The sequence below is a fragment of the Azospirillum sp. B4 genome (assembly GCF_000333275.1).
Classification (GTDB): Bacteria; Pseudomonadota; Alphaproteobacteria; order Azospirillales; family Azospirillaceae; genus Nitrospirillum.
In genome coordinates this window covers 1-12,886 of the sequence record NZ_BACU01000527.1, presented here as the reverse complement: position 1 = coordinate 12,886, position 12,886 = coordinate 1, and the positions used below count along the sequence as shown (strand labels likewise).

The window sequence follows — 12,886 nt, the reverse complement described above, 5'->3', positions numbered from 1 at the left end:
CTTGGCGCAGGAGATCAGGGAAAGCCGGGGACGGCGTCGAGGCCCAGCAGGATGCGGCCGGCGCTTTGCCACGTGCCTTCCGACAGGAAGGCATGCTGGACGACCACGGACGCGTCCTGGAGGTAGCGGGCCATCGGGTGGCCGGTGTAGATGCCGGTGGTGCCCGACAGCGTGTAGGCGGTACGGGCCGCATCTGCGCCTGCACGGGCGATATGGCTGGATGCCAGGCGCAGCAGGTTGGCGTCCGCCATGGGCAAGGGGTCACCCGCCCGGATGGTGGCGTAGGCCGCCTCCGTCACCTCGTAAAAGAAGGCGCGGGCGGAGCGGAGCGCCGCCTCGGCCTTGGCCAGCTCGATCTGCACATAGGCGCGATCAGCCAAGGTGGGCGCCCCGGTGATGGAGGCCTGGCCACCAGCCATGGCCGTGATCTCATCCAACGCGGCACGGCCCACGCCCAGGCCGACCACCGCCAGCACCTGGGCCGCCAGGGCCATGGACGGATAGCGATAGAGCGGCTCGTCAATGCTGGGCGCCCCGCCCCGGATGAAGGTCCAGTCCTGTGGCACCACTACCCGATCCACCACCAAATCATGGCTGCCGGTGCCCAGCAGGCCGATCACGTCCCAGTTGCGCTGGATATCGACCTTGGCCGCCGGCATCACCGCCATGCGCGGCAGGCCGCCGTTGGCCTCGGCCGTCTTGATGCCAACGCCGATCAGGTCGGCGCCGGTGGAGCCGCTGCCGAACTTCCAGCGGCCGGACACCTCGTATCCACCATCGGCCGGTCGGGCCGGCTGCGGCGGGAACAGGCCACCGGCGAAAACAACGTCCGGGCCATCGGCATAAATCGCCTTCAGCGTCGCCACCGGCAGGGCCGCGAGATAGAGGGCGGAGACGCCGAAACTGGCGACCCAGCCCGCCGACCCGTCGGCGACGGCGATCCGTTCGATCAGGCGCAGGAAATCCGCCGGCGACCGCTCATCGCCCCCAAAGCGCCTAGCCACCAGCGCCCGATAGATACCCGCCGTCTTCAGTCGGGCGACGATGTCCGGACTCAGCTGTTGCTGACGGGTGAATTCGTCGCGTCGCGCCCGGATTTCAAGCAGCAGGGCGGCCAGGGCGTCCCCTTCGGGGGGACGGGGCCGCGGTGCGCGCGACAGGGCTTCAGCTTGGGTGACCGACATGGAAGGCATCCCGCTAACGATCATTGGCGTTGAATGGGGCGATGGATAAGCCCCAGTGGCCGTCCCCTGTGGACGTGGCCCCGTTGGAGCCTCTTTTTATGTGAAAGTTCACGTAATTCTTCTCGCCTGATTTACGTGAAAAATCAACTAATATTTTAACGGTGGTCGGCGAAAATCGTTTTGGCGGCGGCGGGAAGCGCACCGGCGGCCCGCGCCGCCACCAAATTGGCCCGCACCGTGACCTCGGCCGTTTTCAGGAATCGACAGACGGGTGGGCTGCTGATACCGCTTGAGGACAAGACCGCCGTCGGAACTGCCAAGACACCAGAACAAAATGAAGAACAACACGTTCACGTTCCGCACCTGGCCCTTCTACTGGTTGGCCAGAGCCGCGGGCCGTTATCTGCAGAACATGGAATTCGCGTTGAAGCCCGCCGGGCTGGACATTCCCCAGTGGCGGGTGCTGATGACCCTGCACGAGGAAGGCTGCCAGAGCGTCAGTGAGATCGCGGACCACGCCATCGCCAAGCTGTCGACCATGACCAAGATCGTGCAGCGCATGCAGGCCGATGGCCTGGTGGTATGCCGTCCGCGCGACACCGACGCGCGCGTGACCGAGGTGCTGCTGACCCCCGCCGGGCAGGAGGCGGGCGCCCGCGCCTGGGAAACCGCGTCCAAGGTGTACCAGCGTGCCTTCCACAACATGTCCGACCGCGAAATCGAAACGCTGAACCGCCTGCTGATCAAGGTGGCGGAAAATTTGAGCACGACGGAAGCCTGAGGCCGGCCAAGGGTCGTTGACTCACGCCCATTTACGTGAATAATCACGTAAATGAATGGTGGGCCTGGGACATCTTTGCCCCGCCCCGGCCCATTCCCGTCTGACGCACAGGCAGCGACATACTCCCCAGGCAAGGCCTTAGGGGCGATGCCCGCGCATGTCATCAGCGGACATTCGCGCGCGCCTTACCACGCCCCCTGCCCTCATCATCCTGACCTGGAGCCCCAAGCCCATGCCCAAGCTGGCCATCATCGCGCGATCGGGCGCGGAAACCGTTGTCGACGGCGAAACCGGCCTGTCGGTCATGGAGATCATCCGTGACGCCGGCCTGGACGAGTTGCAGGCGCTGTGCGGCGGTTCCTGCTCCTGCGCCACCTGCCACATCTTCGTCGATCCCGCCCATTTCGGCCGGCTGCCGGCGCCGAGCGCGGATGAGAACGACCTGCTGGACAGTTCCAGCCATCGCGCGGCGACCTCCCGCCTATCCTGCCAGATCGCCTTCACAGCCGACCTGGATGGCCTGCGCGTCACCATCGCGCCGGAGGACTGAGCCACCATGGTCATCGACATCCTGATCGCCGGCGCCGGCCAGGCCGCCGCGCAACTGGCCCTGTCCCTGCGCCAGCGCGGCCATACGGGCACCATCGCCATGATCGGAGAGGAACCGTATCCCCCTTATGAGCGCCCGCCCCTGTCCAAGGACTACCTGTCCGGCCAGCGGGAGACGCACCGCCTGTTCCTGCGCAAGCCCGAGGCCTGGGCCGAGCGGCGGATCGACCTGCACCTGGGCTGCCGGGTTGCGGCGGTGTCACCGGCAGCACGGCGGGTAACCTTGGCGGATGGGCGCCAGCTGGACTATGGCTGGCTGGTGTGGGCCACGGGCGGACGCCCGCGCGCCCTGTCATGCCCCGGCGCGGACTTGGCTGGCGTGCACGCCATCCGGGGCATCGCCGACATCGACCGCCTGAAAGGCGACCTGACGGCCCCCAAACGGATCGTCGTCATCGGCGGCGGCTATATCGGGCTGGAAGCGGCCGCCGTCCTGCGTGGGCTGGGCCATACGGTCACGGTGGTTGAGATGCAGGACCGCCTGCTGGCCCGCGTCACCTCCCCCGTCGTTTCCCAGTACTTCCTGGACCTGCATCGCAGGCACGGCGTCGACGTCCGCCTCAGCACCGGCGTCCGCGCGCTGCGGGGGGCAGGCCGGGTGACCGGAGCGGAACTGAGCGACGGCACGACGGTGCCGGCGGATATCGTCATCGTCGGCATTGGCATCATCCCCAATGTCGAACCGCTGGCGGCAGCGGGATTGTCCTGCCCCAACGGCGTCCAGGTCGATGCCCATTGCCGCACGGACGACCCGCACATCCTGGCGATCGGTGATTGCGCCCTGCATCCCAACCCCTATGCCGGCGGCCTGGTGCGGGTGGAATCCGTCCAGAACGCCGTGGATCAGGCCAAGGTCGCGGCGGAAACCATCCTGGGCACGCCCAAGGCCTATGACGCCATGCCCTGGTTCTGGTCGGACCAGTATGACCTGAAGTTGCAAACGGCCGGCCTGTGTGCCGGCCATGGCCAGGTGGTGGTGCGGGGCGACCCGTCCCGCGCGCCGTTTACCGCGGCATATCTGCGGGGCGGACGGCTGGTCGGCCTGGACTGCGTGGGCACCCTCAAGGACTTCGTCCAGGGCAAGGCGCTGGTCACCCGCCAGGCGGTCGTGGATCCCGCGCGCCTGGCCGATCCCGCCGTGGAACTCAAGACCCTGGCCTGATCCCCGAGAGCCAGGACCGCCGCGGGACACCGTACCCGCGGCGTTTTTTTGTGCCCGCGTTTTGCCAGCCCCGTCATGAAAATTGAGGGTCATGAAAATGGGGGAACGGTCGGCCCGTCCCCCCTTCTTATTATCCAACTGCCGATGTGAAGCCGTTACCAGTAGACGCTCACCTTGGCACCATAGGTGCGTGGCGGCTGGTACTGGTAGCGGTAGGCCAGATAGGTGGTGCTGTTCGGGTTTTGCGCGTTGGACAGGACAAGCGTGTTTTCCAGGTTGCGCACATAGCCTTCCAACGACCAGGAACCCCCCTTGGGCTGGTAGTTCAGGATGACGTCGGACCGGGTGTAGGCCGGCTGCATGTCGGCCCCGAAGTTGTAGAAGGTGAAGTAGGACTTGCTCTCGATATGGGTCTGGGCGCGAGCGGTCAGCGTGCCGTTCCAGATGTCCCAATCATGCTGGTACCCCAGATTGACCGACCAAGTCGGCGCCTGCGGCGGCGTATTGCCCGCCAGCTGCAGGTTGCTGGACCCGTTGGCCACCTTGAAATCGGTATACTCCGCATTGACGTAGGCGACATAGGCGTCGATCCGGTCCGCCGGCGTCAGCAGATAGGAGGTTTCCACTTCCACGCCGTAGTAGCGCGAGGCGCCGGCGTTCAGGATCATGGTCCCGATGGAGCCGCTGGACGTCGTCACGTTCTGCGACACCTGCTGGTTAGCGTAGTCGTACCAGAAGGCCGACAGGTTCACCTGCAGATTATTGTCCAGGAAGCGGTTCTTGGACCCAACCTCATAGGCCTTGATGGTTTCCGGCCCGTAGGTGTTGAGGTCGGTGAAGCCGCCGGCCTTGTAACCTGTGTCGAACTTGAAGTAGAGCATGTTGGCCGGCGCCACCTGCCAGTTCACGCCGGCGTGGTAGGTGGTCCTGACGGACTCCATCTTGGAATTCTGCGGCGTGGTGACGAATTTGGTCGTCCCGTTGGCGAGCCAGGTGCCGATGCTGGTGACGGTGTTGTAGCCGACGCGGCTCTTGTAATCCTCGGAATAGCGGACGCCGCCCTCGACCTTGATGTCGTCGGTCAGCTTGTAGCCTACCTGCCCGAAGCCGGCAGAGGAGTCGGCATAGACATCGGGATAGGTATAGGTCTGCAGGTTGGTGGCATTGGCCTGCAGCGTGTTCCCGCCCTTGTAGTCCTGGAAGATGGTGTTAACGGACTGATCTTCCTGGAAGTAATAGTAGCCAACCTGCCAGGTGAACCGATCGCCGTCAGGCGATGACAGGCGCACCTCATGGTTCTGCGACACCGGCGTCTGGTGCTGGTTGTAGGCGAAGTTCTGGCGATTGGTGCCGTACTGCCCACCCAGGGTGCTCAGCCGTTTGAAGTCAACGTCGCGATAGCCGCCCAGATAGGTCAAGGAACCGAAGCCCAGGTCATAGCTGGTGTTCCAGCGCAGGCTGGCCGTTTCCACGAACATGGACGCGCCGGACGCCACGGGGAAGGTCTCGCCATCGCCGGGGATGGAGGGGCGGCTCAAATTGATGGCGCCGGAAGACAGATAGGTCTGCGGCACTGCCTGCACCACCGGGCCGACGCCCGTGGTCTTGGAATACTCGCCCGTCAGCAATATGGCCCAGCGGTCGGTCGGATCCAGGGCGACACTGACACGGCCCGCCTTGGAATGCTCATCATCGCCATTCTCGGCCGGGGCGTTGTTGCGGTAGCCGTCATGATCTCGGGTCTGGAAGGCGGCGCGCACCTTGACCTTGTCATCAACCGGCAGGTTCAGCATGCCCGTGAAGTTGCGGGTGTCATAGTTGCCCAACTCCATTGAGGCCGACGCCGCCAGCTCGTCCTTGGGCTTGGCGGTGATGATGTTGAGCGCGCCACCCGTGGCGTTGCGGCCCAGCAACGTCCCCTGCGGTCCGCGCAACACCTCCACCCGCTCCAGGTCGAAGATGCTGGCGTTCAGGCCCACGGAACTTTGCAGGGTGAAGCCGTCGATGGTGATGGCCACCGCCGGATCGCCAATCTCATTGGTGTCACGGCTGGAAACACCGCGCACGCCGATGACGACGCTGGCGTTCTGCTGAGCGAAGCTGACACTGGGCGAAATCGACGTCAGGTCCTGCACATTGCCAACGCCCTGCCGCTTCAGCGTTTCACTGTCCAGCACCGACACGGCCATGGGCGTCTTCTGCTGTGTGCTGGTGCGCTTCTCCGCGGTGACGATGATCTCTTCCAGGCCACCCTCTTCCGTCTGGGCGGCCGGCATCCGCGTGCCGCCGCCGGCGGACGCCTCCTGGGCCAATGCCGTCAGCCCGCTGCCCGCATAGGCGCCGACGCCGACAACCACCATGGCCGTGTTTCGCAACAACATCTTTTTCATCTCGTTTCTCCCGTCTATAGCTCCCCGACCACCGGCTCGACTGGCGTGATGGTTCCCAACACCGGCGCCCAGCGGCACCCGCGTTTTTCCTTCCGCCTTGGATGGTCTTGTGACCGCACCGCCTGAAAGCCCGGCGCGGTGTCATCGTCACGAAACGGACAATAGTGGAAAATTCACGCTTTGTAAAACTTGAAAATTACCGTATCTATCTTTTTCATCGGTGAACCAGTGGCAGGGCACACCAGCCCTAGCCAAGCCATGTACCCCACCGGGTAAATGGGGAAGAAACCGGAACTGGGACAGGGGGTGCCGGCGGACGCACGCGCAGCAACCACGCGGAATTTGCCGGCAGCCTTCCTTCGCATGAGAGGATGGTCTCAATGAATCGCAGAGAGTTCCTGCACGGGGCCATAGCGGCCGCCCCGCTGCTGGCCGCACCTTTCGGGACGGGTCGCGCCCTGGCCGCCGGCCGCGACTGGGGCCTGCAGCTGTTCACCGTCATCGCCCCGCTGGAGAAGGACTTCGAAGGGACCTTGGCGGCGGTGGCGCAACTGGGCTACCGCACGGTGGAAACCATAGGCAGCTTCGGCCGCGACCCAGCGCTGGTGCGGCGGCTGTTCGACCGCCACGGCCTGACCTCCCCCTCCCAGCACCTGGCGCCACCGGCGCTCTACGCCTCGTTCTCCGCCTGGACGCGGCGGGAGATCAGCACGGAGCAAAACCGCGACACCTACGCCGCCGCCCTGGGCCTGGACCAGGTGGACACGGTGGTGGCGGACGGTATCCGCACCGCCCATGCGCTGGGCCAGCGCTATGTCGTCTGGCCCATCCTGATGCCACCGCACCTGGCCAGCCGCGAGATGGTGGACGGCTACATCCGCGCCTTCAACCGGGCGGGCGAGATGTGCGCCAAGGCCGGCTTGACCTTCGCCTTCCATAACCACCATCGCGAGTTCGCCCGGCTGGGCGACGCCGTCATCTACGACCTGATCCTGGCTGGCACGGATCCGGCCCTGGTGAAGATGGAAATGGACCTTTACTGGGTGTCCAAGGCCAAGGCCGACCCGCTGGCCTATCTGCAAAATCATCCCGGCCGCTTCAAGCTGGCCCACGTGAAGGATATGGCGGCCGATGGCGATTTCGCGGTCGTCGGCGCCGGTGTGCTGGATCTGCCCGGCCTGATCCGGGCAGCGGACCGCGCGGGGATCGAACATCTGTATGTGGAATACGACCGGTCCGACGATCCCTTGCGCGACGTTCGCGACGCGCGGACCTACCTGGATCGGCTAGGATAGCGTTCAAGAACAACGGGCAACGCCGCCACCAAGGGCTTGAGACCACCGAACGGGGAAAAGGGACAAGCAATATGACGAATGTCGCGGAAAACGCCGGTGTGGCGGCGACGCAAGCACGGCAGTCCACGGCGCCCGGCGCCTGGTACGTCGTCGGCCTGTGCATGGTGGCCTACATCTTATCCTTCGTGGACCGCCAGATCCTGGCCCTGCTGATCGAGCCGATCCGGGCGGATCTCGGCATCAGCGACACACAGTTCGGCCTGTTGCACGGCCTGGCCTTTTCCATCTTCTACGCCACCATGGGCATCCCCATCGCCACCCTGACGGACCGGGTTTCCCGCCCGTGGATCATCGCGGTGGGCGTCTTCTTCTGGAGTGCCGCCACCATGGCCTGCGGCGCGGCGCGTAGCTTCGTCCAGCTGTTCCTGGCCCGCATCTGCGTCGGCGCGGGCGAGGCCGCCCTGTCCCCGGCCACGTATTCCCTGATCGGCGACCTGTTCCCACGGGGCAAACTGGGCCGCGCCATCGCCGTCTATTCCCTGGGTTCCTTCCTGGGCACGGGCCTGGCCTTCCTGGTGGGCGGCGCCCTGATCGCCGCCATGACGGCCGCCGGTGATTGGCAGTTGCTGGGCGTGACCTTCAGGCCGTGGCAGATGACCTTCATCCTAGTGGGCCTGCCGGGCCTGTTGCTGGCCCTGGTCATCCAGGTAACGGTGCGCGAGCCGCGTCTGATGGGTGCCCGCGCGCAGACGGAGCCGGCGCCGTCGTTCACCAGTGTGCTGGCCTTCCTGCGCGACCAGCGCCGCATCTTCCTGCCCCACATGGTGGGCTACACGCTAGCCGCCATGACGCTGTTCACCCTGTTGGGTTGGTCGCCGGCCTACCTCATTCGGGGCTTCGGCCTGAGCCCCCGCGAATGCGGCCTGTGGCTAGGCCCCATCGCTATCCTGGCCGGCGGTGGCGGCGTCCTGGCCAGCGGCTGGCTGATGGACTGGCTGGGCCAACGCGGCCATGCCGACGCCCCCTTCCGCACCGGAATCATCGGCGCGGCGGGTGCCGCCGTTCCGGTGGCCCTGTTGCCGTTGGCCGGCACGCTGACCGTCGCCCTGGTTCTGCTGACCGTTACCTATTTCTTCGCCTCCTTCCCCATGCCGCCGTCCACCGCCGTCATGCAGGTGGTACCGCCACCGCGCATACGGGCCCGGGTCGCGGCCCTGTTCCTTTGCTGCAACTCCCTAGGTGGCTTGGCCCTGGGGTCCGCCCTGGTGGGCCTGTTGAACGACCATGTCTTCGGCAACCCCAAGATGGTCGGCACCTCCTCCGCCATCGTCGCCGGTGGCGCCGCAGTGCTGAGCGCCATCGTCCTGTCCTTTGGACGCGCGCCCTACCGGGCAGCCACCAGCGGCCGGTAAGCGCCCCCCATTCGCCTGGAACAAGCATGACCTTATCCCGCTGCCTGCTGGCCGCCGCCGCCACCGTCGCCATGGCCATCACGTCCGCCTGCGCCGTCCGGACGGCCACGCCCACGCACGACATCACCATCAAGCGTGACACCTACGGCGTCCCGCACATCTACGCCGATACGGTGCGCGGCCTTTACCACGGCTACGGCTACGCCGTGGCGGAGGACCGGCTGTACCAGATGGAAATGGCCCGACGCTCCGGCACCGGCACGGTCGCGGCGGTGCTAGGGCCGGCCTACGTGGCCGTGGACAAGGCCACCCTGTCGGGTGTCGATCCGGCCGCCGTTCGCGCGCAACTGGCCGCCCTACCGCCGGAAGAGCGGGATATTTTCGAGGGCTATGCCGACGGCATCAACGCCCGCATCCGCGATGTGCTGGCGGACAGGACCCATCTGATGCCACGGGAGTTCATCACCCAAGACTTCGAGCCCACGCCCTGGACGGCTCAGGACGTGGCCATGGTGGGCATCGGCCTGATCTTCAACCGCTTCTTCAGCGGCACGGCGGAGGTGGCCAACCTGCGCCTGCTGAACGCCCTGGTGGAGGCCAAAGGGGCCACGGCTGGCCGGCAGATCTATGACCAGCTGCGCTGGGTGGAGGACCCCACTGCCCCCACCATCCTGGACAAGCCACCGACGGCTGCAGGCACATCCGCCAGTGCCGGTACCGCCGACCTGGCCCCCCTCTCGCTGGCCCCCCTCTCGCTGGCGGCCGCCGACGACTATGCCGAGGGCCAGCGCCAGCGCATGGGCCTGGCCGCGGCCCAGGGCATGCCCACCGCCAGCAACGCCTGGGTGCTGGCCCCGTCGAAGACGGCGGGCGGGGAGACGGTGCTGGTCAACGGGCCGCAGCAGGGCTGGTACAACCCGTCCCTGCTGGTGGGGATCGGGCTGCACGGCGCCGGCTACGACGTCGTCGGCCGCACGCCGGTCGGCCTGCCGGCGGTGTTCTTCGGGACGAACGGCCAGATCGCCTGGGGGTCCACCGTCGGCTCGCTGGATACCAACGACATCTATCAGGAAACGCTGAACCCGGCGGATCCGCACCAGTACCTGTTCCGGGGAACCTATCGCCCCATGACCCGGCGGGTGGAGACCATCCACGTCCGGGGCCAACCCGACCAGACGGTCGAGATTTACACCACGGTCCACGGCGTGGTGCGGGAATGGGATCCGGCGCGCAACACCGCCTACAGCGAAAAGCGCGCATGGGAGGGGTATGAGGTCGCCAGCCTGCTGGGCTGGACGGAGGCGGCAAAGGCGCGGGACTGGGATGGGTTCATGGCCCAGGCCGCCCGGGTGGGCGTCTCCATCACCTGGTTCTACGCCGACCGCGCCGGCACCATCGGTGCCGCCGCTTTGGGGCATATGCCCAAGCGCCCTGCCGGGCAGGACATCCAGCTGCCGGCCAAAGGCGACGGCGGCATGGAGTGGGACGGCCTGCTGCCGTTCAACGCCAATCCGAAGCAGCTGAACAGCGCCAAGGGCTATTTCACCAGCTGGAACAACCAGGTGGTGGCCGGCCTGCGCGCGGATGGCGCCAATTATTCCGAGGTCGACCGGGCCAACGAGCTGATCAGTCAATTGGAGGCCAAACCCCGCCTGAGCCTGGATGACATCTGGCAAATCGATGAGCGGGCGTCCTACGCCGACGTCAACGCCCGCTATTTCATCCCCCTTATCATTGCCGCCACCAGGAACCTGCCGACGACCGATCCCGTGCGTCAGGCGGCGGACCTGCTGGCCGGTTGGGACGGCCAAGGCCGCGATCCGGCAGGCACAGGCCTTTACGACAGCCCGGCACTGACCCTGTTCCGCACCTGGCTGCCGGCCCTGTTCCAGCGCGTGTTCCAGGACGACCTGCCGCCGGAGGTCTACAAGGCGCATGCTGGCTTCGGCTATCCCACCCTGGACGCGAAGACGGGGTCACCCGGCAGCGTTGCGCCCGGCCGCGGGGCCAAGCTGTTATGGAACGCCCTGCGGGGTCCCCGGGCCGGCGTGCCGCAGCGCCATGACTTCCTGCACGGCCAAGATCGCGACACCTTGATCCGGGCGGGCCTGCGCGACGCCATCGACCAGCTGACGGCACGCTTCGGTCCGGACCGGTCGCGATGGCTGACCCCGGTTGTGCCCATGCGTTTTTCCGCCATCAACGCCGCAGGCGTGCCCTGGGCCCCGTTGGAGGAACAGCCGCTGGTGGCGCCCTATCGTAACCGGGGGGCCACCACCGCCCGCGTGGTGATGGACGGCGACGGGGTGCGCATGTGCTCCACCGCCGCGCCGGGGCAAAGCGGCTTCATCGCGCCGGACGGCGGCCGCAGCCCCCACTATGCCGACCAGTTGCCGCTGTTCCGCGATTTCAGCTGTAAGCGGGATTGGCTGAGCCCCCAGGAGGTCGACGACCACCTGGAAAGCCGGCGCACACTGCCCTCCATCCCCGCAAACGCAAGCGGCCCGTGACGCGAACCGTCAACGACCCCGCATCCCCACTCTTCGGAAAGGCGTTCATGATGGAAAGACATCCGTTGTCCGACACCGGCCAGGTGGAGGCCACCATCAGCCGCATCACCCGACTGGATCCACAGCTCCAGGCGTTCGTACACGTCGATCCCGACATCATTCGCCGGCAGGCGGCCGCCATCGCCCTGGATGGGGGATTGAAGCCGCTAGCCGGCCTGACCTTCGGCATCAAGGACATTATCGACACGGCCGCGTATCCGACGGAATGCGGCTCGCCCTTCCACGCCGGCCGGCGGCCGTCATCCGATGCGGCCTGTGTGGCGCAGTTGTGTGCGGCCGGCGCCCTCCCGATGGGCAAGACCGTGACGACGGAGTTCGCCTTCTTCAGTCCCGGCCCGACGCGCAACCCCTACGATCCGCGACGCACGCCGGGCGGATCGTCCAGCGGATCGGCCGTGGCCGTCGCGACAGGAATGGTGGATTTCGCGCTGGGGTCGCAAACCGCAGCATCCATCACACGGCCGGCCTCCTACTGCGGCGTCGTGGGCTTCAAGCCCAGCTTCGGCAGCTATTCGCTGGCGGGCGTCAAAGGGCTGGCCCCGGAATTCGACACCCTGGGGGCATTGGCCCGCGACGTGGCCACGATCGCGCGCGTGCATGCCGTACTAGGCGGCCCAACGCCCCAGGAACCCGACCTGCGGCCCCTGGCGCCCCGTGCCATCGGCTATTGCCCCACCCCATGGTGGCCCACGGCCGATCAGGGCATGCGACAGGCCATGGAAGAGACCCGGGAGCGGCTGGGACTAGCCTGCCCCATCGTGACCGTCGACCTCGACGACTTCGCGCACCTGGCGGATCTGCATGCCGCCATCATGGCGTTCGAAACGGCGCAGGCCTTGGCCACGGAATGGCGTGAAGGCCGCGACCAATTGAGTCCGCAAATCCAGGGGTTGATCGCCACGGGCCAGCGCATCCCGTTGGCCGATCACCGGGGCCGTCTGGCACAAGCCGAGGCCGCCCGGGTAAAGGCCACGGCCTTGTTCGATCAGGTCGACCTGCTGATCGCACCCGCCGCCCCGGGCGCCGCCCCCTTGGGACTGACCGCCACCGGCGATCCGCTCTTCAGCCGTATGTGGACACTGCTGCGATTGCCCTCGATCACCCTGCAGATCGGCATGGACGCGGACCGCATGCCCCTGGGTGCCCAGCTGCTGGGGCCGTTCAGGGGGGACGAAGCACTTCTGCGCCGGGCCCTTTGGGTTGAACAGCATCTTCCGGCCCGCACAGCACCGGACCTGACGGGAATGATCGGGTCTGATAAAAGTTGATTATTCACGTAATCAAAATTGACTTTTCAATGACCCATCTTAGCCTGCCAGCTAAGCTGATAAGACAGGGATAGGTTTGATGCCTGGGCTGAAACTCCACCGAACGGTTCGTTCTTCCCGCACACGCTGCCTGCTGGGCTCAGCGGCAGCCTTGGCCGTGATCGCCGGAACCGCGACGGCGGCGGTGCCCCGCGTCCCCGCCACGGTGCGCCGCG

General features: G+C 66.5%; 9 protein-coding genes. 7 read left to right on the top strand and 2 right to left on the bottom strand.

What is annotated here, in order from left to right:
• Window positions 1–14: 14 nt before the first annotated feature.
• Window positions 15–1,184 carry an acyl-CoA dehydrogenase family protein gene (locus I55_RS22800; protein WP_085940090.1) on the bottom strand — a complete coding sequence of 390 codons (1,170 nt, stop codon included), beginning with the start codon at window positions 1,182–1,184 and terminating at the stop codon, window positions 15–17.
• Window positions 1,185–1,518: 334 nt separating this feature from the next.
• Between I55_RS22800 and I55_RS22795 the strand changes: the two genes are divergently transcribed.
• From I55_RS22795 to I55_RS22785, 3 genes are all read left to right on the top strand, one after another.
• Window positions 1,519–1,965, top strand: coding sequence for a MarR family winged helix-turn-helix transcriptional regulator (locus tag I55_RS22795; RefSeq protein ID WP_044562890.1), 447 nt, complete (start codon window positions 1,519–1,521; stop codon window positions 1,963–1,965).
• A 232-nt stretch (window positions 1,966–2,197) separates the two neighbouring features.
• Window positions 2,198–2,515 (top strand): 2Fe-2S iron-sulfur cluster-binding protein, encoded by a 318-nt coding sequence (locus I55_RS22790; protein ID WP_044562889.1) that lies wholly within the window; start codon window positions 2,198–2,200, stop codon window positions 2,513–2,515.
• Between the two features lie 6 nt (window positions 2,516–2,521).
• Window positions 2,522–3,736 carry an NAD(P)/FAD-dependent oxidoreductase gene (locus tag I55_RS22785; protein ID WP_044562888.1) on the top strand — a complete coding sequence of 405 codons (1,215 nt, stop codon included), beginning with the start codon at window positions 2,522–2,524 and terminating at the stop codon, window positions 3,734–3,736.
• A 155-nt stretch (window positions 3,737–3,891) separates the two neighbouring features.
• On the opposite strand, the gene I55_RS22780 is transcribed toward I55_RS22785, so the two are convergent.
• The gene (locus I55_RS22780; RefSeq protein ID WP_199902690.1) at window positions 3,892–6,126 is read right to left on the bottom strand and encodes a TonB-dependent receptor; all 2,235 of its coding nucleotides are present in this window, start codon (window positions 6,124–6,126) and stop codon (window positions 3,892–3,894) included.
• A gap of 380 nt (window positions 6,127–6,506) precedes the next feature.
• On the opposite strand from I55_RS22780, the gene I55_RS22775 reads away from it, so the two are divergent.
• The 4 genes from I55_RS22775 to I55_RS22760 all read left to right on the top strand — a co-directional run bounded on the left by I55_RS22775 (window position 6,507) and on the right by I55_RS22760 (window position 12,671).
• Window positions 6,507–7,421 carry a sugar phosphate isomerase/epimerase gene (locus I55_RS22775; protein WP_049974407.1) on the top strand — a complete coding sequence of 305 codons (915 nt, stop codon included), beginning with the start codon at window positions 6,507–6,509 and terminating at the stop codon, window positions 7,419–7,421.
• A gap of 71 nt (window positions 7,422–7,492) precedes the next feature.
• Window positions 7,493–8,833: an MFS transporter gene (locus I55_RS22770; protein ID WP_044562886.1), complete on the top strand. Its 1,341-nt coding sequence runs from the start codon at window positions 7,493–7,495 to the stop codon at window positions 8,831–8,833.
• Window positions 8,834–8,859: 26 nt separating this feature from the next.
• A complete protein-coding gene (locus tag I55_RS22765) occupies window positions 8,860–11,343 on the top strand; it encodes a penicillin acylase family protein (RefSeq protein WP_044562885.1) in 2,484 nt (827 codons plus the stop codon).
• 47 nt (window positions 11,344–11,390) lie between these two features.
• Window positions 11,391–12,671 (top strand): amidase, encoded by a 1,281-nt coding sequence (locus I55_RS22760; RefSeq protein ID WP_252181274.1) that lies wholly within the window; start codon window positions 11,391–11,393, stop codon window positions 12,669–12,671.
• Window positions 12,672–12,886 lie beyond the last annotated feature (215 nt).